Origin of the sequence: Leifsonia poae (assembly GCF_050632195.1) — a bacterium.
Classification (GTDB): Bacteria; Actinomycetota; Actinomycetes; order Actinomycetales; family Microbacteriaceae; genus Leifsonia; species Leifsonia poae_C.
The window spans coordinates 2,740,114-2,760,553 of sequence record NZ_CP192580.1 but is presented as its reverse complement, the minus strand read 5'-3'; the positions used below and the strand labels follow the sequence as shown (position 1 = coordinate 2,760,553).

14 protein-coding genes and 4 pseudogenes are annotated in these 20,440 nt (G+C 67.4%); 13 read left to right on the top strand and 5 right to left on the bottom strand.

The window, feature by feature from the left end; genetic code table 11:
* Window positions 1–2: 2 nt before the first annotated feature.
* Both efeO and efeU read right to left on the bottom strand, forming a co-directional pair.
* Window positions 3–1,184 carry an iron uptake system protein EfeO gene (efeO, locus tag ACQ86A_RS13965; protein WP_431277592.1) on the bottom strand — a complete coding sequence of 394 codons (1,182 nt, stop codon included), beginning with the start codon at window positions 1,182–1,184 and terminating at the stop codon, window positions 3–5.
* A 30-nt stretch (window positions 1,185–1,214) separates the two neighbouring features.
* Window positions 1,215–2,081: an iron uptake transporter permease EfeU gene (gene efeU, locus ACQ86A_RS13960; protein WP_431277591.1), complete on the bottom strand. Its 867-nt coding sequence runs from the start codon at window positions 2,079–2,081 to the stop codon at window positions 1,215–1,217.
* A 97-nt stretch (window positions 2,082–2,178) separates the two neighbouring features.
* On the opposite strand from efeU, the gene ACQ86A_RS13955 reads away from it, so the two are divergent.
* The 4 genes from ACQ86A_RS13955 to ACQ86A_RS13940 all read left to right on the top strand — a co-directional run bounded on the left by ACQ86A_RS13955 (window position 2,179) and on the right by ACQ86A_RS13940 (window position 5,558).
* Window positions 2,179–2,601 (top strand): DUF6113 family protein, encoded by a 423-nt coding sequence (locus tag ACQ86A_RS13955; protein WP_431277590.1) that lies wholly within the window; start codon window positions 2,179–2,181, stop codon window positions 2,599–2,601.
* A gap of 33 nt (window positions 2,602–2,634) precedes the next feature.
* Window positions 2,635–2,955 (top strand): ferredoxin, encoded by a 321-nt coding sequence (gene fdxA / locus ACQ86A_RS13950; RefSeq protein WP_431277589.1) that lies wholly within the window; start codon window positions 2,635–2,637, stop codon window positions 2,953–2,955.
* Between the two features lie 39 nt (window positions 2,956–2,994).
* Entirely contained in the window at window positions 2,995–4,074 is a 1,080-nt protein-coding gene (gene dapC, locus ACQ86A_RS13945) for a succinyldiaminopimelate transaminase (protein WP_431277588.1), read from the top strand.
* 221 nt (window positions 4,075–4,295) lie between these two features.
* The gene (locus tag ACQ86A_RS13940; protein WP_431280450.1) at window positions 4,296–5,558 is read left to right on the top strand and encodes a citrate synthase; all 1,263 of its coding nucleotides are present in this window, start codon (window positions 4,296–4,298) and stop codon (window positions 5,556–5,558) included.
* A gap of 33 nt (window positions 5,559–5,591) precedes the next feature.
* On the opposite strand, the pseudogene ACQ86A_RS13935 reads toward ACQ86A_RS13940, so the two are convergent.
* Window positions 5,592–8,047: pseudogene (locus ACQ86A_RS13935) on the bottom strand (penicillin acylase family protein).
* A 271-nt stretch (window positions 8,048–8,318) separates the two neighbouring features.
* Window positions 8,319–8,930: an SACE_7040 family transcriptional regulator gene (locus tag ACQ86A_RS13930; RefSeq protein WP_431277587.1), complete on the bottom strand. Its 612-nt coding sequence runs from the start codon at window positions 8,928–8,930 to the stop codon at window positions 8,319–8,321.
* 136 nt (window positions 8,931–9,066) lie between these two features.
* Between ACQ86A_RS13930 and ACQ86A_RS13925 the strand changes: the two are divergent.
* From ACQ86A_RS13925 to ACQ86A_RS13890, 8 genes and pseudogenes are all read left to right on the top strand, one after another.
* Window positions 9,067–10,672 (top strand): annotated as a pseudogene (locus ACQ86A_RS13925) (carboxyl transferase domain-containing protein).
* A gap of 5 nt (window positions 10,673–10,677) precedes the next feature.
* Window positions 10,678–12,834: an acetyl-CoA carboxylase biotin carboxylase subunit gene (locus ACQ86A_RS13920; protein ID WP_431277586.1), complete on the top strand. Its 2,157-nt coding sequence runs from the start codon at window positions 10,678–10,680 to the stop codon at window positions 12,832–12,834.
* 13 nt (window positions 12,835–12,847) lie between these two features.
* Complete coding sequence (locus ACQ86A_RS13915) at window positions 12,848–14,059, top strand: acyl-CoA dehydrogenase family protein (RefSeq protein ID WP_431277585.1); 1,212 nt, start codon at window positions 12,848–12,850, stop codon at window positions 14,057–14,059.
* A gap of 68 nt (window positions 14,060–14,127) precedes the next feature.
* A pseudogene (locus ACQ86A_RS13910) lies at window positions 14,128–14,909 on the top strand (CoA transferase subunit A).
* Window positions 14,906–15,571 (top strand): 3-oxoacid CoA-transferase subunit B, encoded by a 666-nt coding sequence (locus ACQ86A_RS13905; protein ID WP_431277584.1) that lies wholly within the window; start codon window positions 14,906–14,908, stop codon window positions 15,569–15,571. The pseudogene ACQ86A_RS13910 and the gene ACQ86A_RS13905 overlap by 4 nt, the downstream one beginning before the upstream one ends.
* Window positions 15,568–16,056, top strand: a complete 489-nt coding sequence (locus tag ACQ86A_RS13900) for a MaoC family dehydratase (protein WP_431277583.1) — start codon at window positions 15,568–15,570, stop codon at window positions 16,054–16,056. The genes ACQ86A_RS13905 and ACQ86A_RS13900 overlap by 4 nt, the downstream gene beginning before the upstream one ends.
* Window positions 16,053–16,868 carry an HpcH/HpaI aldolase/citrate lyase family protein gene (locus tag ACQ86A_RS13895; protein WP_431277582.1) on the top strand — a complete coding sequence of 272 codons (816 nt, stop codon included), beginning with the start codon at window positions 16,053–16,055 and terminating at the stop codon, window positions 16,866–16,868. The genes ACQ86A_RS13900 and ACQ86A_RS13895 overlap by 4 nt, the downstream gene beginning before the upstream one ends.
* A 165-nt stretch (window positions 16,869–17,033) precedes the next feature.
* Window positions 17,034–18,149, top strand: coding sequence for an aldo/keto reductase (locus ACQ86A_RS13890; protein ID WP_431277581.1), 1,116 nt, complete (start codon window positions 17,034–17,036; stop codon window positions 18,147–18,149).
* Between the two features lie 137 nt (window positions 18,150–18,286).
* Here ACQ86A_RS13890 and ACQ86A_RS13885 read toward each other — a convergent pair whose 3' ends face one another.
* Window positions 18,287–18,736, bottom strand: coding sequence for a TetR/AcrR family transcriptional regulator (locus ACQ86A_RS13885; RefSeq protein WP_431277580.1), 450 nt, complete (start codon window positions 18,734–18,736; stop codon window positions 18,287–18,289).
* A gap of 312 nt (window positions 18,737–19,048) precedes the next feature.
* Here ACQ86A_RS13885 and ACQ86A_RS13880 point away from each other — a divergent pair.
* Window positions 19,049–20,424 (top strand): annotated as a pseudogene (locus tag ACQ86A_RS13880) (M16 family metallopeptidase).
* The last annotated feature ends 16 nt before the right edge of the window (window positions 20,425–20,440 follow it).

The following is a 20,440-nucleotide window of genomic DNA, read 5'->3' as shown; positions in this document are numbered from 1 at the left end:
CCCTATTTGACGATGGTGGATGTCAGCTGGCTGAGCGGCTCGCTGAGCGCGTTGACCTGGTCGGAGAGCTCCTTGACCTGAGCGGTGCTCAGCTCGGTGTAGCTCACGAATCCGTCGCCCGACTTGTACTGGTCGAGCAGCTTCTGGATGGACGCGAACTCGGTGTCGAGCTTGGCCACGATCTGCTTGCCGTTGGTTCCCTTTGCCGCGGCGATGTCGCGCACGATGCCGTAGGCGACGTTCGCGCCCTCGACGTTGGCCTGGAAGTCCCACAGGTCGGTGTGCGAGAAGGTCTCCTCCTCGCCGGTGATCTTGCTCCGCGAGACCTCTTCCATCAGACCGATCGAGCCGTTCGAGATCTGGTCGATCGTGAGGCTGAAGTCCTTCGCGTTGACCAGGTCGGAGAGCTTCTGCGTGTCGGCCACGAGCTGATCGCCGAGCTGCTTGCGGGTGGCGGGGTCGGATGCGGTGAATCCTGCGGGCGCCCAGAGGTCCTTCTCGATGCGGTGCCAGCCGGTCCAGGTCTGGCCCTGCTCGACGTCTGCTTCACGCAGGTCGATGGCCGGGTCGATGTCGCCGAACTGCTCGGCGGTCGGCTCGATGCGCTCGTAGAAAGCGCGGGCTGCAGGATACTCGGCGCGGGCCGCGTCGTCGTTGCCTGCCTCATAGTCGGCCGCGAACGCCTTGGTCGCGCCGAGCAGCTGGCTGCTCTGGTCCTTGAGGTAGCCGATGTAGTTGGTGACGGCCTGCGAGACCTGCTTGCTCTCATCGGCGGAGCTGACCGCGCTCTTGCCCTTCGTCACGGCGAACCCGGCGAGGTGGGCGGGGGAGCCGACCATGCCCTTGCGGCACGCGGTGAAGTACTTGCCTTCCGACAGCTGCACGACGTAGTTGACCGTCGTGCCCGGGCCGATGTTCTCCTTCTCGCCCGCGATGCGCAGCTTGTCGTCGGCGAGGATCTCGAACTCGTTGACGTCGGTGCCCTTGTTGGTCACCTGGAAGGTGATCGCACCGCTCGGGGCGGTGGCCGTCGACACGGTGCACTTGTCGTCGTTCAGAGTCACGCTGAGTGCTTCGGCGTCGGCCGAGGCGTTGTTGGGAACGCATCCGCTGAGCGCCAGGGCGATCGTCGCGGCGCCCGCGAGGGAGCCCGCGAGCAGACCGAGTGTGCGAGTTCTAGGCATGGCTGTGCTTTCTTTTCGGGAGAATGACCGTCAGTGGGCGACGGGTTGCTGCGTGGAGGTCGTCATCTCGGCGGCGCGCTTGGCCGGGCTCGGCGCGGCAGTGCGGTGCTGCCGGACGAAGAAGAAGGTGACGACGGAGATGTAAGCGACCCACCCGATCACCTGGAGCCAGGTGGGCGACGGGTTGAAGTTGACAATGCCCTGCAGCACCGTGCCATACCAGCTCGAGGCGGGGATGATCGTGCTGATGTCGTAGGCGTGTACTCCCGCGCCGGGGATCAGGCCGGCCTCTTGCAGGTCTCCGATCGCGTAGGCGAAGACACCGCCGGCGACCAGGATGAGGAACCCGGCCGTCCAGGTGAAGAACTTGCCGAGATTGATCTTCACGAAGCCGCGGTAGAGCCCGAAGCCGATGATCGCGGCGGTGATGATGCCGAGGAGTGCGCCGACAGCCGGCTCCCAGCTGCCGCCGACCGAGGCGACCGTCGCCCAGACGAAGAGGGCGGTCTCGAGCCCCTCCCGCCCGACACTGAGGATCGCGAGCACGACAACACCCCAGCCGGCGCCGAGCAGCGCGGCGTCGAGACGTGTGTGCAGCGTGCCCTTCATGGTGCGGGCGGTCTTGCCCATCCAGAAGATCATCCAGGTCACGAACCCGACCGCGACGAGCGAGAGGCCGCCGCCGATGATCTCCTGCGCCTGGAAGCTGAGCCCGTACGGGCCCCACGTGAGCAGTGCCCCGACGCCGAGGGGCACGACGACCGCGATTCCGACTCCGAACCAGAGCTTGTTCAGCACATCCTTGCGCCCCACCTTGACCACATAGGCGACGAGAATGCCGACGATGAGGGATGCTTCGATGCCTTCGCGGAGGCCGATCAGGTAGTTGGCGAGCACAGAAGTCTTTCGGGAGGGATTCGGGGGATTGGTAAGGCTAACCTTACCTGCTCGACTCTAACCGGGGAACCAGAACCTGTCCAGATAGGATTCGAAAATGCTCAGCCGGATCGTCAACTACCTACTCCTCTTCATCGTCGGGGTCGTCGTCGGCGCGGTCGGCACGATCGCGCACCAGTCGACGTGGAAGGTCGGCAGCGTCACGATCCCGTGGGGGCTCGTGCTCGCGCTCGTCGGGTACACCGCGCTGCTGGTCGGCTTGCGGCTGCTCTCGCGCAGCCGCATCCCCTCGCTGATCGCGGCGCTCGGCACCATCGCGGTCATCCTGCTCTACTCGCAGCAGAGCGCGGGCGGGTCGGTCCTCATCCAGAACGAGGTGCTCGGCCAGATCTGGGTCGTCGCCCCGATCGTGATCGCTGCGCTCGTCATGGCCTGGCCCGACCTGAGCAAGCACCGCGCACAGCCGGACCGCGAAGTGGCTGGGCACGAATCGGCATCAGCACGAAACGGCATAAGCTAGAGCGGTACCTCTTGCGAAGGGAAACCCTGCACTGTGACCTACGTCATCGCCCTCCCCTGCGTCGACGTGAAAGACCGCGCTTGCATCGACGAGTGCCCGGTCGATTGCATCTATGAGGGCGAACGGTCGCTCTACATCCACCCCGACGAGTGCGTGGACTGCGGAGCCTGCGAGCCCGTCTGCCCGGTCGAGGCGATCTACTACGAAGACGACCTCCCGGAGCAGTGGGCCGACTACTACAAGGCCAACGTCGAGTTCTTCGACGACATCGGCTCGCCCGGCGGCGCTGCCAAGGTCGGCGTGATCAGCAAGGACCACCCGCTTATCGCCGCGCTGCCGCCGCAGGCGCACTGACGTGGCGCTCGGAGCGCTGCCCGACTACCCTGGGACCTGATGGCGCCGTACGCGGCGCGCGCGAAGGCGCATCCTGACGGCTTGGTCGATCTGTCGATCGGCTCGCCCGTCGACGCGACACCCGACCTCATCCGCGAGGCTCTGGCCGAGGCGACGGATGCGCACGCATACCCGCAGACGATCGGCACCCCTGCACTGCGCGAGGCGATCGTCGAGTGGTTCGCCCGGCGGCGGGGAGTGACGGGGATCACCGTCGACAACGTGCTTCCGACGATCGGCTCCAAGGAGCTGGTCGCGTTCCTGCCTTTCATGCTGGGGCTCGGCGATGGCGATGCCGTCGTGCATCCCCGCGCCGCGTATCCCACCTATGCGATCGGTGCCGCTCTCGCCGGAGCCGAGGCGGTGGCGAGCGACGACCCCGCAGAGTGGCCGGAGAACACCAGGCTGGTCTGGCTGAACAGTCCCGGCAATCCTAACGGCCGCGTGCTCGGGGTTCAGGATCTCCGTGTCGCCGTCGAGCGCGCCCGTGAGCTGGGCGCTTTCGTGGCGAGCGACGAGTGCTATGCCGAGCTCGGCTGGGAGGCGCCCTGGGATGCCGAGCGCATCCCGAGCGTGCTCGATCCGCGGGTGATCGGCGACGACGACACCGGCGTGCTCGCGGTCTACTCGCTCAGCAAGCAGTCGAACCTTGCCGGGTACCGCGCGGCCTTCGTCGCGGGCGACCGCACGATGATCGGCCGACTCACGACGGTGCGCAAGCACGCGGGTCTCATGCTTCCCGCACCGCTGCAGGCGGCGATGGTGGTCGCGCTCGGCGATGAAGCGCACGTGGATGCGCAGCGCGAGCTCTACCGTGCCCGTCGCGCCGAGCTCAAGCCGGCGCTCGAAGCCGCGGGATTCCGAATCGACGACAGCGTGGCGGGTCTGTACCTCTGGGCCACCGAAGGGCGAGACGCCTGGGAGAGCATCGGCCGACTAGCCGATCTCGGCATCCTGGCAGGGCCGGGCGTCTTCTACGGCGACGAGTACCCGCAGCACGTGCGGCTGTCGCTCACCGCGAGCGACGAGCGGATCGCCGCGGCGGCCTCGCGCCTTCGAGTTCTTGGAGACTCCCTCTAACGGCTTCGGCGCCCTTTTGCAGGATGCGACAGTTGTCCGGCGGGTTCGTTAGGCTGTATTCGCACTACTTTTTGCAGCGCTGCCACAATCAGCGCGCGTGATGAACACCCACTGACCCAGGAGGCGTTGTGAGCGGACTCGGCACCGAGAATGCACCGACCGAGCAGGCACAGCAACCCAGTGCCGCGCCGGAGCAGGCTCACGAGCCGCAGAAGGCCACGCTGAACTTCCCGGGCGGTTCCGCGGAGTTCCCGATCCTGCCGAGCGTCTCGGGGGCGTCGAGCATCGACCTCTCGACGCTGACCAAGCAGACCGGTCTGACGAGCCTCGACTACGGCTTCGTCAACACGGCTGCCACGCGCTCGGCGATCACGTACATCGACGGCGATGCGGGCATCCTGCGCTACCGCGGCTATCCGATCGAGCAGGTGGCGGAGAACTCCTCGTTCCTCGAGACCGCCTGGCTGCTGATCTACGGTGAGCTGCCGACGCCGAGCCAGCTTGCTGAGTTCGACGAGCGCATCCGTCGGCACACGCTGCTTCACGAAGATCTGCGCCGCTTCTTCAGCGCGCTCCCGCATGACGCGCACCCGATGTCGGTGCTCTCGAGCGCGGTCTCTGCCCTCTCGACCTTCTACCAGGACTCGCTGAGCGTGCACGACCCCGAGCAGATCGAGCTGTCGACGATCCGCCTGCTGGCCAAGCTTCCGGTGATCGCGGCGTACGCGCACAAGAAGAGCCTCGGCCAGGCGTTCCTCTACCCGGACAACTCGCTGAGTTTCGTCGACAACTTCCTCCGCCTCAACTTCGGCACGCTGGCCGAGCCGTACGAGGTGAACCCGGTGCTGTCGAAGGCGCTCGAGCGACTGCTCATCCTGCACGAAGACCACGAGCAGAACGCGTCGACCTCGACCGTCCGTCTCGTCGGATCGACCCAGGCGAACCTGTTCGCCTCGGTCTCCGCTGGCATCAACGCTCTGTACGGACCGCTGCACGGCGGCGCCAACGAGGCTGTTCTCGAGATGCTCGCGGGCATCCGGGACTCGGGTGAGAGCGTTCAGAAGTTCGTCGAGCGCGTGAAGAACAAAGAAGAGGGCGTGAAGCTCATGGGCTTCGGGCACCGCGTCTACAAGAACTTCGACCCGCGCGCCCGCCTCGTCAAGCAGTCGGCAGACGAGGTGCTCGCCGCGTTGGGCGTGCACGACCCGCTGCTCGACATCGCCAAGGAGCTCGAAGAGGTCGCGCTCGCCGACCAGTACTTCGTGGATCGCAAGCTCTACCCCAATGTCGACTTCTACACCGGGGTCATCTACAAGGCGATGGGCTTCCCGACCCGCATGTTCACCGTGCTCTTCGCCATCGGCCGACTTCCCGGCTGGATCGCGCACTGGCGCGAGATGACCACCGATCCCGCCACCAAGATCGGCCGCCCGCAGCAGCTGTACATCGGCAGCGACGAGCGCCACTGGCCCACCGGGCGCTGAGCGAGTCCGTCGGGCTAGCCATCCCGACGGGCGCTAGCCCGTCGGCCGCAACGTCAGCGTCTGGTCGGCCGCCGCGGCGATCGCCTTGGTGCTGAACGGCCACGACCTCGTCTTGTTGTTCTGCCACAGGGGCGCCTGGTCGTCGTAATGCGGGCTGAAGGCATGCCCGGATGCGCCGGTCAGGTTGACCCAGGTGCTCTTGTCGAAGTCGCTCAGGTCGATCACCTGCCGCATCGAGGGCACCCAGTCGACCGTGTAGCCGACCGATGCATCCCAGCCGACCGCATCCACGACGCTCGATCCGCCGCCGACCGGGTACGGCCCGCGGTTGAAGAGCGCCTCGATCGGCCCGATCCCCGAGGTTCCGAAGCTGGCATTGGTCAGCGTGATCGTGTGGATGCTGTCCCACCGCCACTTCTTCGGGTCGCCGCCCATGAGCCGGGTGGCCTCCGACCACGCTTCGTCGGCCGCGTGCGCGAACATCGCGTCGCGGTTGTCGACCCCCAGCTTCTTGTCCGTCCACCAGGGGAGTCGGGCTCCTGCGCGAGCGTCTGCACGACCGCGAACCAGCGGTCGCCGCCGGTGGGCGGAGCTGAGGCAGGCAGTTTGCGCCCGAAGGCGTCGGCGAGCAGGTTGCGCCAGAAGATGTTGAAGTATGCCGCCGCCGCGCTGTTCGCGTCGTCGTGGTAATTCCACCCGGCGAGCAGCTGTGCTCCGCGATTGGCGCCGCTGCCAGCCTCCGCCTGGGAGCCGATCTCGCGCAGGAGCGGGGTGAGATTGGCGGCGTTCGCGTTGTACTTGTCTGCCTGGATACTCGCGAAATCAGCTGCCGTCAGCTTCTTGCCCTTCGCGATCAACGCCTGCAGGCGCACCTCGATCTGGTTGGCACGGTATCCGTACTCCCAGTCCGCCGTGATCAGGTGAGGGAAGCCGGGTCCGACCGCGGCGTTGTTCGCTGTGACGATGTAGCCGCTAGGAGGGTTGTAGACCATCGGCAGTTCGGCGAAGGGCACCATCCCTGTCCAGCCGTACTGGCTGGTCCATCCCGGCACGGGCATCGTGCCATTTCCGGATGCGCGGATCGGCATCGCGCCGGGCGCCTGGTACCCGATGTTGCCGTCCACATCGGCGTAGACGAGGTTCTGCGACGGCACCTGGAACATCTGTGCGGCTGCCCGGAACTGGTCCCAGTTCTGCGCCGTATCGAACGCGAAGATCGCGGCCGGCGTCGGGCCGGGAGTGAGCGCCGTCCACTCCAGCGAGAGCTGGTATTTGTCCGCGGGCACGCTCATCTTGCCGGCCTGGTCTTTGGCGATGGCCGCGAATCCGTCGCTCAGATCGGTGACGATCGGTCCGTGACGGGTCGAGCGCACCGTCAGATGCACGGGGTTTCCGCCGGCGACCTTGATCGTCTCCTTGCGGATGGTCAGCGGCACCTGCTTGCCGTCGTATTCGTAGGTCGTGCCGCTCACCCGCTCTTCGTAGAGGTCGGCGACGTCGGGGCCGAGGTTCGTGAATCCCCAGGCGATGCGGTCGTTGTGCCCGATGATGACGCCGGGCAGTCCGGAGAAGCTGAAGCCGGCGACGTTGAACGGACAGTCCGCGTTCACGGTACGGCAGTGCAGGCCGACCTGATACCAGACCGAGGGCATCGCCGCGCCGAGGTGCGGGTCGTTGGCGAGCAGGGGTTTGCCGCTCTTCGTCAGGGCGCCGGAGACGACCCACGAGTTGGAGCCGATGTCGTTGCCGATCGGCCCGAGCAGCTCGGGCAGTGCCTCGAGCGAGTCGGCGAGGGAGCCGAGCGCCCCGGCGTAAGCGGATGACGCGGTTCCGGATGACGCGGCGGAAGCCGTGACGGAGGCCCCGCCCGCGCCCGCGCCCGCCGCCGAATCCGAATCGGACGCCGCAGTCGTCGGCGCCGCATCCGGAGTCGTCGCTGCGGGATCGCCACCGCCATCGGCTGTGATCGTCGGGTGCGCGCCGTACGGGTACTCGGGGTGCAGTTGCGCGATCTGCTCCGGTGACAGCTTCATCGAGAGGAGGGCCCGATCGATTTCGTCTTCCAAGTTCGAGCGCAGATCCCAGGCCATCGCCTTCAGCCAGGCAACTGAGTCGGCGGGTGTCCAGGGTTCGGGGGAGTATCCCGGGTTCTGGATGCCCAGCACCGCGTACTCGAGGGAGAGCTCGGAGCCCTTGTGCGTCGCCAGGTACGCGTTCACGCCGTCCGCGTAGTCCTGGTAGTAGCGCAGCGAGGTCTTGTCGAGCGATTTCACCTCCTGCTCGGCCACGTTCCGCCAGCCGAGCGTGCGGATGAACGTGTCGGTCGGCACCTGGCTCTGGCCGAACATCTCGGCGAGCCGTCCCGAGGTGACGTGGCGCCGGAAGTCCATCTCCCAGAAGCGATCCTGGGCGTGCACGAAGCCCTGGGCGCGAAAGAGGTCGTCGGCCGTGGATGCGGTGATTTGAGGGATGCCCGCGTCGTCGCGCACGACGCTGACCGGCTTGTCGAGGCCCGCCAGATCGATGGTTCCGGATGTCTGCGGAAACGACCGCACGACGTTCCACACCCCGACACCGCCGGCGATCACGACGAGCACGAGCAGAACGGCGACCACGATGCCGAAGAACCTCAGGACCCGGTGGTGCCGCCTGAGGCGAGGAGAGTCGTCGCCCACGCCACTCCTTTGTTCGTGATCGCGTTTTCCGTCTTGCGACTGTAACGCATCGGGGTGACGTGCCGGGCGGCGAAACGGATGCGGCTCAGTGCGCGTTGAGTCCGGCCCAGGCCATCCGCTCCAGCACCGGACGGGCTGCGCCCGCGTCGACGCTGGTCCCGCCGACGCGGGCGCTGTGCGGGGTCGAGTTGATGAGTCCGAAGGTGGCCTGCACGCGCATCCGGAGCTCCACTTGCGCCAGCGACGGATGCAGGGTGGCGAGCACCTCCATCCAGCGCTCGACGTAGCGCCGCTGCAGCCGTCGGACCGTGCGGCGCTCGTCTTCGGTGAGGGCGTCGAGGTCGCGATCCTGCACGCGGATGGTGTCCGGCTCGGTCAGTGCGAAGTCGACGTGGAAGGCGATGAGAGCGCGCAGAGCCGTCGCTGGGTCGTCGGCGGCGTTCGCCACGCGCGTCCCGCCCGCGAGGAGGTGCTCGCTGACGCCGACGAGCAGCGCTGAGAGCACGGCCTGCTTGCTGGCGAAGTGACGGTAGACGGCCGGGCCGCTGACTCCGGCGGCCGAGCCCAGGTCTTCGATCGACACACCGTTGAAACCGCGCTCAGCGAAGAGCGTGGCGGCGGCTCCGAGCAGGGCGGCGCGCCGATCGGCCTTGGCCTGACTGCGCTGCGTCGGCCGGGTCTGCGTGATTTCGGTCATCGTGTGCTTCTCGTGCTGAGTCTGTGCTGGGCATCCGGGGCGGTGCTGGACATTTGAGTTAATGAACACTAACCTAAAAATGAGTTAGTAGCCACTAACTGAAGGCCCAATCGCAACCGTCGACGGAGACGACCCGATGCCAACGCTGATCAGCGCCACGAGCGCCGCAGATCCTCGGTTCGAGGCGAACGAGCAAGCGCAACGCGCGCTCGTCGCCGACCTGCGCGACCGCCTGGCCGTCGCGGCAGCGGGCGGCCCGGAACGCTCCCGCGAGCGTCATGTCGCGCGCGGCAAACTGTTGCCGCGCGAGCGGATCGACGTGCTCCTCGACGAGGGAGCCCTTTCCTCGAGATCGCGCCGCTCGCCGCAACGGGGATGTACGACGACGAGAGCCCCGCCGCCGGGGTCATCGCGGGGATCGGGCTCGTGAACGGCCGCCAGGTGCTCGTCATCTCGAACGACGCCACGGTCAAGGGCGGCACGTACTACCCAATGACTGTGAAGAAGCACCTGCGGGCCCAGGAGATCGCGCTCGAGAACAACCTGCCGTGCATCTACCTCGTGGACTCCGGCGGCGCCTTCCTGCCGATGCAGGACGAGGTCTTCCCCGACCGTGACCACTTCGGCCGCATCTTCTACAACCAGGCTCAGCTCTCGGCGGCCAAGATCCTGCAGATCGCTGCCGTCCTCGGCTCGTGCACGGCTGGCGGCGCCTACGTGCCCGCGATGAGCGACGAGACGGTCATCGTGCGCAATCAGGGCACGATCTTCCTCGGCGGCCCGCCGCTGGTGAAGGCCGCCATCGGCGAGGTCGTTACCGCGGAGGAGCTGGGCGGCGGAGACCTGCACGCACGCACATCCGGAGTCGTCGATCATCTGGCCGAGAACGACCGACACGCACTCCAGATCGTGCGCGACATAGTGGCGACGCTTCCCGATCCGGCTCCGGCCGCCTGGGATGTGATCGAGCCGCGCGAACCGCTCGCCGATCCTGCTGAGCTCTACGGAGTGGTCCCCACCGATGTGCAGGCGCCGTACGACGTGCGCGAGGTCATCGCGCGGGTGGTCGACGGAAGCGAGTTCCACGAGTTCAAGAAGGACTACGGAACGACTCTCGTAACCGGGTTCGCTCACATCCACGGGCATCCGGTCGGGATTGTCGCCAACAACGGCGTGCTGTTCAGCGAGTCGGCGTTGAAGGGCGCGCACTTCATCGAGCTGTGCGACCAGCGCGGAGTCCCGCTGCTCTTTCTCCAGAACATCTCCGGGTTCATGGTCGGCCGTGACTACGAAGCAGGCGGTATCGCCAAGAACGGCGCCAAGATGGTCACCGCAGTCGCGACCGCGCGGGTCCCGAAGCTCACAGTGGTGATCGGCGGATCCTTCGGCGCCGGCAACTACTCCATGTGCGGTCGCGCGTACTCGCCGCGCTTCCTCTGGATGTGGCCCGCTGCACGTATCTCCGTCATGGGCGGCCCGCAGGCCTCCTCCGTGCTTGCCACCGTCAAGCGCGAGCAGCTCGAGGGTCGTGGGGAGGAATGGTCAGCCGACGACGAGGCGGCCTTCAAAGCCCCGATCGCGGACCAGTACGAACGCCAGGGAAGCCCTTACTACTCGACCGCTCGCCTCTGGGACGACGGCGTGATCGACCCCGCCGACACCCGCACGGTGCTCGGTCTCGCCCTCGAGGTGTGCTCACGCACATCCCTCCTCCCACGGCCTTCGGCCTGTTCAGGATGTGACGACCGTGACTGCCCCGTTCCGTACTGTGCTCGTCGCCAACCGCGGCGAGATCGCCTGTCGCGTCATCCGTACGCTTCGTAGCCTCGGCATCCGTTCGGTCGCCGTTTACAGCGATGCCGATCGGGATGCGCCGCACGTCGCGCTCGCGGATGTCGCGGTCCGCATCGGCCCGGCCGCCGCCCGGCAGAGCTATCTCGACATCGCCGCAATCCTCGAGGCGGCACACTCCACGGGTGCGGAGGCCGTGCATCCGGGGTACGGGTTCCTCTCTGAGAACGCCGAGTTCGCGAAGGCCTGCGAGAAGGCGGGCATCGTCTTCATCGGGCCGGGCGTGCATGCGCTCGACGTTATGGGCGACAAGATCGCGGCGAAGCGCGAGGTCGAGGCGCACGGCGTTCCGACGATCCCGGGCATCGCCGAACCGGACCTCACCGACGAAGCACTCGTAGACGCAGCCGAGCAGGTCGGGTACCCGGTGCTCGTCAAACCGTCAGCCGGCGGCGGAGGCAAGGGCATGCAGGCCGTTCGCGACGCCGCCGATCTTCCGGAGGCTCTGCGAACCGCCCGGCGGGTGGCGGCGGCGGCCTTCGGCGACGACACCCTCTTCCTCGAGCGGCTGGTGGACACTCCGCGCCACATCGAGGTGCAGGTGCTGGCCGACCGGCACGGGAACGTCGTGCACCTCGGCGAGCGCGAGTGCTCTCTGCAGCGCCGACACCAGAAGGTCATCGAGGAGGCGCCGTCGCCCCTCCTCGATGAGGAAACCAGGGCGCGCATCGGTGAGGCGGCGTGCGCCGTCGCGGCCAGTGTCGACTATGTGGGCGCGGGAACCGTCGAGTTCCTCGTCTCCGACGCGGCGCCGGGGGAGTTCTTCTTCATGGAGATGAACACGCGGCTGCAGGTCGAGCATCCTGTGACCGAGTTGGTCACCGGACTCGACCTCGTCGAATGGCAGCTGCGCATCGCGGCGGGCGAACCCCTCAGCTTCGGGCAACAGGATGTTCGCCTCACCGGGCACGCCATCGAGGCCCGCGTCTATGCCGAGAACCCCGAGCGGGGGTTCCTGCCGACGGACGGCACTGTCGTCGCCCTGCACGAACCCGTCGGACAAGGGGTGCGGGTCGACAGCGGTCTCAAGCCTGGCAACCCCATCGTCACCGAGTACGACCCCATGCTGTCGAAGGTGATCGCCTGGGGCGAGAACCGCGAGAGCGCTCTGGCCCGGCTCGACGCAGCGCTCGCCGACACCGCGATCCTCGGCGCTGTGACCAATGTGAGCTGGCTGCGCGAGCTGCTCGCCGACGAAGACGTACGGGCGGGACGCCTGGACACGACCCTCATCGATCGTCGCTTCTCCGACCTCGCGCCGACAGAGTTGCCCGCGGCCGTGCTGGCCGCCGCTGCACTGCTCATGCACCGCGAGCGTCTGCAGCAGACGCTGCCTGCGGCAGGAAGCCTCTGGAGCGCTCCCACCGGCTGGCGTCTGGGTGCGAATCGCCCCGTGGCTTACGACCTCGACTCTGCCGTGGTCCGCATCGAGGGCGATCAGGATGCGCTCGCCACCGGCACTGCGCGGGTGACCGTCGGCGACGCCCCAGCGTTCCTGGCAGGCGTGTCCGTCACTCCGCCCACTGCATCCGGGGAGCCCTCGATCGCGCTCCTCACGATCGACGGCGTGACGCGTCAATTCTCGTTCGCGCGCTCAGCCGACGCCGTGTGGCTGGCCGAAGAGGGAGCCGCGCAGGAGGTGCGGATCATCGACCGCGCCACTCGGGTTGCCCGCGACCTCGCAAGCCTGACCCGCGTCGCCGGTGAGGCAGATCCCGAGCTGCGCTCGCCCATGCCGGGAACCGTCGTGACGGTCGCCGTCAGCAGCGGCGACGTGGTCGAGGCGGGGGACACGGTGCTCACGGTCGAGGCCATGAAGATGGAGCACCGCCTGGTCGCTCCGATCTCCGGACGCGTGCAGGTGCGCGTCGCGCCCGGAGACCTCGTGAAGCTCGACCAGCTCGTCGCGACGGTGGATGCGCATCCCGAAGCCGAAGCGCATCCCGAAGCATCGTCCGACAACGACCACGAGAACGGCAAAGACCACGAGAACGTCCCGCCCACGACAGCGGGCCAACCCACAGCCGGCGCGACACGATCGCCCCTGGCCTAGAGAGAGGCAGACCATGACCATGCAGATGACCCGCAGCGAGACCGCGAACGCCGACGTCGCCGGTTTCGAGCTCACCGACGAGCACAAGCGCCTACGCGACCAGGTGCGCGACTTCGCCGACACCGTCGTCGCGCCGGCCGCATACGACTACGACACGCGCCGCAGCCTGCCGTACGAGATCATCGCCGAGATGGGGAACATGGGTCTGTTCGGCCTGCCGTTCCCGGTCGAGCACGGCGGCCAGGGCAAGGACTACCTCTCGCTGTGTCTCGCGGTCGAGCAGCTGGGCCGGGTCGACCAGAGCATCGGGGTCACCCTCGAGGCCGGCGTCGGGCTCGGCATCATGCCCGTGTTCCGCAACGGCACCGACGCTCAGCGCGAGGAGTGGATGCCGATGCTCACGAGCGGCAAGGCGCTCGCCGGGTTCGGGCTCACCGAGGCCGAAGCCGGATCGGATGCCGCCGGCACGAAGACCACGGCGGTGCTCCGCGACGGTCAGTGGGTGATCAACGGCACGAAGCAGTTCATCACGAACTCCGGGAGCGAGATCACGAAGCTCGTCACGATCACCGCGGTGACGGGGGAGGAGCGGCGCGCCGACGGCTCCATCAAGAAGGAGCTGTCGGCGATCCTCGTCCCTGTTCCCACGCCGGGGTTCGTGCAGGAGCCCGCGTATGACAAGGTCGGCTGGCACACGTCGGACACGCATCCGCTCACCCTCACCGACGTGCGCGTTCCCGAGGCGAACCTGCTCGGCGAGCGCGGTCGCGGGTACGCGAACTTCCTGCAGACCCTCGACGAGGGCCGCGTGGCCTTCGCCGCACTCTGCACGGGCGCAGCTCAGGGCTGCCTCGAGGAGGCGATGCGCTACGCCAAGGAGCGCAACGTGTTCGGCCGCTCCATCGGCTCCAACCAGTACATCGCGTTCAAGATCGCCCGGATGCAAGCCCGCGTCCACGCTGCGCGCCTCGCGTACTACGACGCCTGCTTCAAGCTGATGGCCGGCAAGCCGTTCAAGCTCGAGGCCTCCATCGCAAAGCTCGTCGGCAGCGAGGCGGCGATGGACAACGCGCGCGACGCCACCCAGATCTTCGGCGGATACGGCTTCCTCAACGAGAACCCGGTCGCCCGCCACTATCGTGACTCGAAGATCCTCGAGATCGGCGAGGGCACCTCCGAGGTGCAGCTCATGATCATCTCGCGCGCTCTCGGCTTCGAGGCCTGACCAGCGCCCTGAACACGTGACGAATCTGAGCAGCTGACCAATCTGAACACCGGACGAAGGGGTACGGGATGATCGACAAGGTCGTGGCGAGCGCACGGGAGGCGATCGCGGACATCCCCGACGGCGCCTCACTGGCGGTCGGCGGATTCGGGCTGTGCGGCATCCCGAGCGCACTCATCCAGGCGCTGCACGAGCAGGGCACCGAAGGCCTCGAGGTCGTCAGCAACAACTGCGGCGTCGACGACTGGGGGCTCGGGATCCTGCTCGGCGATCGACGCATCCGAAAGATGATCAGCTCGTATGTGGGGAGAACAAGGAGTTCGCCCGTCAGTTCCTCTCGGGCGAGCTGGAGGTCGAGCTCACTCCTCAGGGCACGCTCGCCGAGAAGCTACGTGCAGGTGGGGCGGGCATCCCGGCGTTCTACACCCCGGCCGGTGTAGGGACCCAGATCGCCGAGGGCGGTCTTCCGCGTCTCTACGCACCCGACGGATCGATCGCGCGGGCCTCGGAGCCCAAGGAGGTGCGCACCTTCGACGGCGCCGATTACGTGCTCGAACGGTCGGTGACCCCGGACTTCGCGCTGGTGCACGCGGCCAAGGGCGACCGCTACGGCAACCTCGTCTTCCACGCCGCCGCGATGAACTTCAACCCGCTCGCGGCCATGGCGGGGCGGATCACCATCGCCGAGGTCGAGGAGCTCGTCGAACCGGGCGACCTCGACCCCGAGCAGGTGCACACCCCGGGCATCTTCGTCCAGCGGGTGGTCCACACGCCGGATGTCGAGAAGCGGATCGAGCGTCGAACCGTCCGACTCGCCGATTCGACCGCACCGGAAGGGAGCGTCCGATGACTCTCACCCGCAACGAGCTCGCAGCCCGGGTCGCCCGTGAGCTGGAGAACGGGCAGTACGTCAATCTCGGCATCGGGATGCCCACCCTCATCCCGAACTACATCCCTGTCGGCATCGAGGTCATCCTGCACTCCGAGAACGGCATCCTCGGCGTCGGTCCGTACCCCGACGACCCCGCCGTCGACCCCGACCTCATCAACGCGGGCAAAGAGACGGTGACGGTCAACCGCGGTGCCGCGTTCTTCGACTCGTCCCTCTCGTTCGGGATGGTGCGCGGTGGCCACGTCGACCTGGCAGTGCTCGGCGCGATGGAGGTGTCCGAACGCGGCGATCTCGCCAACTGGATGATCCCGGGCAAGATGGTCAAGGGCATGGGCGGGGCGATGGACCTCGTCTTCGGCGCCAAACGTCTCATCGTGATGATGGAGCACGTCGACCGGGAGGGACGCCCCAAGATCCTGCGCGAGTGCTCGCTGCCTCTGACGGGCACAGGATGCGTCGACCGCATCATCACCGACCTCGCCGTCATCGATGTGGTGCGCGGCGACGACGGCACGAGCACTCTCGTGCTGCGCGAAGTCGCGCCCGGAGCCACCGTCGACGACGTGATCGCCGCGACCGGTGCCCCACTCACCGTCGACCTCGATGGGGAGACCGCGTGAAAGACATCGAGCAGCGCGGACTCTATTACGAGGAGTTCGAGCTGGACACCCGATACCTGCACCGTCCGGGGCGGACGGTCACCGAGGCCGACAACGTGCTCTTCACGACGATGACGATGAACACGCAGGCGCTCCACCTCGACGCCGCCTGGTCGGCGCAGCAGCCGTTCGGCGAGCGTCTCGTGAACTCGATGTTCACGCTGGCGACCATCGTCGGCGCATCCGTCACCCAGCTCACCCAGGGCACGATCGTCGCCAATCTCGGCTTCAGCGCGGTCGCGTTCCCGCACCCGCTCTACCACGGCGACACCCTGTACTCCGAGACCGTGGTGACGGCCAAGCGGCTCTCGGCCTCGCGTCCCGGCCAGGGGGTTGTCACGCTCGAGCACACCGGGCGCAATCAGGACGGGGCCGTGGTCGCGACGGCGGTCCGTCAGGTCATGGTGTGGTGTCAGGATGCGCATCCCGGGGCCGACGCCGAATGAGCGAGTTCCCCTGGGGGCCGGCCCTCCTGTTCTGCCCCGCCGATCGCCCCGACCGCTACGCCAAGGCGCTGGAGCGGGCGGATGCGGTCATCCTCGATCTCGAAGACGCCGTCGACCCCGCGAACCGTCCGGCGGCTCGTGATGCGCTGGTCGCGTCATCCCTGGACCTCTCCCGGGTGATCGTGCGGGTCAACCCCGGCGGAACCGACGACCATGCTGCCGACCTCGCCGCCCTCGCCGCGACGCCGTACCGAGCGGTCATGCTGCCCAAGGCGGAGGGGCTCGACGACCTGCGCGCACTCGGCGACTACTCCACGATCGCGCTCTGCGAGACGGCTACCGGCGTGCTGGCCGCACCGACGCTCGCCGCGGCGCCCGGCGTGATCGCCCTGATGTGGGGTGCGGAGGATCTCGTGGCCTCGCTCGGCGGAACCTCCAGTCGACGGCCCGACGGAAGCTATCGAGACCTCGCCCGCCACGCGCGCTCGGCAGTGCTCCTCGCCGCGGGGGCAGAGGGTGTGGCGGCCATCGACACAGTTCATCTCGACATCGACGATCTCGCCGGGCTGGCCGACGAGGCTCAGGATGCGGTGGCGTCTGGATTCGCGGCGACCGCCTGCATCCACCCCGGTCAGGTCGAGACGGTGCGAGCGGCCTACCGCCCGAGCGATTCCGATCTCGCGGAGGCCAGGGAGCTACTCGCTGCCGCCGAAACGACCGGCGGTGTGTTCAGGTTTCGCGGCCGGATGGTCGACGGTCCGGTGATCGCTCACGCTCGCGCGGTGCTTCGGCGAGCGGACCGGATCGGCTGAACTTATCGCCGGGTGAATACGTGATGAAACTGTGACCATCCATTTTGCAACAGTTCACCCTCAACGGCCGGGGGCGTCGGATGTATGCCGTACTCTGCAAGTAGGAATCGGGGAACTGGGGTCCTCGAATCGATTCGATCGGCTCAGGAGTAGGGGGAGAGGCATATGCCGCAACTGCTACCTCTCCGCCTGCGTGACGTCGCCAACCGGCGCTCCGCTGCCGCTGCCGCGCTCGCTGCTCAGGATGCTCTCGACGGTGTCGAGAACACCCCCGACGAGATCCTCGGCGAGTCGATCGGCGTCGAGACCGCGGCGATGCCGACCATCGACCCCGAACTCGAGCGCACCGGTCCGCTCTCGATCATCGCTCCGCGCCGCATCGGCGAGAGCGACCTCGCGGTGTACCCGCTGTCGCTCGGCGCCAGCGTGTTCGGCTGGACGGCCGACGGCGACACCTCCCTCCGCATCCTCGACCGCTTCTCGCACCTCGGCGGCAACTTCATCGACACAGCCGACAGCTATGTCGGCGGTCGCAGTGAGGTTCTGATCGGCAAGTGGATGCGCGAGCGCGGCAACCGCAGCTCCATGGTCGTCGCCACCAAGGTCGGCCGGCACCACGAGAACCCCGGGCTCGGCTCGGTCAGCATCGTGCGCGCCGTCGAAGCATCGCTCGAGCGCCTGCAGACCGACCACATCGACCTGCTCTACTTCCACGACGACGACCCCGAGGTTCCGCTCGAAGACAGCCTCGCGACCGTCGAATGGCTGATCGAGTCCGGCAAGGTGCGCTACCTCGCCGCATCGAACTTCAGCGCGGACCGCCTCATCGAGGCGCGCATCCTGTCGTCGACCGGTCTCCCCAAGTTCGTAGCCGTGCAGACGCAGTACAACCTGATGCACCGCAGCGAGTTCGAGAGCGCCCTGCGCATCGTGGCGAGCGCTCAGGGTCTCGCGGTTATGCCGTACTACGCACTGGCGAACGGATTCCTCACCGGCAAGTACCGGTCGAAAGACGACCTCAACGCCGACGCGCGCAGCATCCGCGCGGCCGCATACGTCAACCGTCGCGGCCAGCGCGTGCTCGCTGCTCTCGACCGCGTCGCCGCTGAACACGAGTCGACCCCGGCAAGCGTCGCGATCGCCTGGCTCCTCGCCAAGCGCAACGTCGTCGCGCCGGTGGCGAGCGCCAGCCGCCCCGAACAGGTGGATGCGCTGATGGTCTCCGCGGGCATCCGGCTCACCCGAGCCCAGATGCTCGAGCTCGACCGCGTCTCCGAGTAGCCCGCGGCTCTCCCGCAGCCTTCGGGGTCTCCCATAACTCCCCGCAATTCAGGAACTTTGCCGGATCCGGTCGCGAACGTCCGTAATTACGGACAGATCACCGGCGCGTCGCGCGGAATCTCCGGAGTTACCGACCGCTACGCCTCGGCGAGGATGCGCTCCAGCGACCGGTGCAGCGCCGCTCCTGCAGCCACCGGGTCGCCCACATAACCGCCGGCGAGCGCGCCGTCGCGCGCCAGGATGAGGTCATCGGCGGCATCGCCAGGATGCGGGTGCCCGATCTGACGGAACAGATCCTCGATGCGGTGCGCGTACCAGTCGCGGTGCGCGGTGACGGCCACCCGCACAGGGTGGTTCTCGTCGGCGAATTGGGCGGCGGCGTTGATGAACGGGTCGCCACGGAAGCCCGGGCGGATCGCTTCGACGTTGATCTGGTCCACCAGGGCGCGTGCGATGGCACGCGGGTCGCGGGTGGTCTTCTCCTGCTCGTCGAACCAGTCGCGGATCTGCTTGTCGCGTCCTTCGACGTAGGCGATGATCAGGAGGTCCTTCGACCGGTAGTGCTTGTAGAAGGTGGCCTTGGTCACGCGGGCGCCCGCGATGATCCGGTCGACGCCGACGGTGTGGATCCCTTCTAGATAGAAGAGCTCGTCTGCCGTGGCGAGGATCTTGATTTTCGAGGGGCGGGCGGCCGGATGGTCGCCCGGGCACTAACGACCATCCGGCACAACTCCTTACTCTGGGTCGACGGTCGGGTCCGTCTTCCTGCGGTCGGGCTTCAGGCGTTTGGGGTTCGCCTGAGGACCTTCGTGTGAACCAGTATATAGGTAGACAGACCAGTCTGTTTGTCCCCATTTCCCTCACAAGCAATCCATAGCCTCTGGCGTAGGGTGGAGGGGATGAACAGCGCAGTCGACCTTCCCCTTGGCCTGGCCGACCTTTCTTTCGCCGCATCCGGCGAGGCGCTGGTTCGCCGCACGGTACTCCCGAGCGGAGTACGCATCCTCAGCGAGCACGTTCCGGGCTCGCGTAGTGCCACTCTCGGCTACTGGGTGGCCGTGGGTTCGCGGGACGAGACGGATGCGTTGCCCGCGTCGGCAGAGCATCCCGCGATCCCCGCCAGCTTCGGTTCCACGCACTTTCTCGAGCACCTCCTCTTCAAGGGGACGCCGACGCGTACCGCCCTCGACATCGCGATCTCGTTCGACTCCGTCGGCGGTGAGCACAACGCGATGACGGCCAAGGAGTACACCTGCTACTACGCCAAGGTTCAGGACAGGGATCTGCCGATGGCGGTCCAGGTCATCGCCGACATGCTCACCTCATCACTGCTCGATCCGGTTGAGTTCGAGAACGAACGCGGAGTGATCCTCGAGGAGCTGGGCATGGCCGAGGACGACCCGGCCGACGTCGCGAACGAGCGCTTCTTCGAGGCCGTGCTCGGCGCGCATCCCCTCGGGCGCCCGATCGGCGGCAGCCCGCAGACCATTCGCGAGGCGAAACGGGATGCGGTCTGGGAGCACTACCGCGCCAACTACAGACCGCAAGACCTGGTGATCACCGCCGCCGGAGCGGTCGACCACGACATCCTGGTCGCAGACGTCGAGAAGGCGCTCCGCGGCGCCGGGTGGGACCTGTCGGTCGAGGCATCCCCGGTCGCTCGTCGTTCGACGCAGCCGGCGACGATCGAACGCGCCGTTCCGGTCGTGACCGTGGAGCGGCCGACCGAGCAGGTGAACCTCCTGATCGGAGTCCCTGGCCTCGTCGCCACCGATGAGCGCCGCGTGACGATGAGTGTGCTCAACTCCGTTCTGGGCGGCGGGATGTCGAGCCGCCTCTTCCAGGAGATCCGCGAGAAGCGCGGTTTGGCTTACTCCGTCTACTCCTTCTCGGGCGCGTACTCCGATGCCGGGGTCTTCGGCCTCTACGCAGGATGCGCGCCCGCCAAGGCCACCCAGGTCGGCGAGCTCATGCTCGCCGAGCTGCATCGCCTCGCCGAGGGCGGCGTGACGCAAGATGAGCTGCGCCGAGCCGTCGGTCAGCTCTCAGGCGGAGCCGCCCTCGCGCTCGAAGACTCCGACACCAGGATGTCTCGGCTCGGTCGAGCAGAGATCAGCCTGGGGAGTTCTCGGACCTCGACGAGAGCCTCCGTCGCCTGCACCTCGTCACTGTCGACGACGTCCAGGCACTGGCCGCCGACCTCGCAGGCCGGCAGTTCTCCGTCTCCGCGGTCGGAAACGTGACCGACGACATGTTCGCCGGCCTCGCCTCCTGACCTTCCCCGTTCCAGA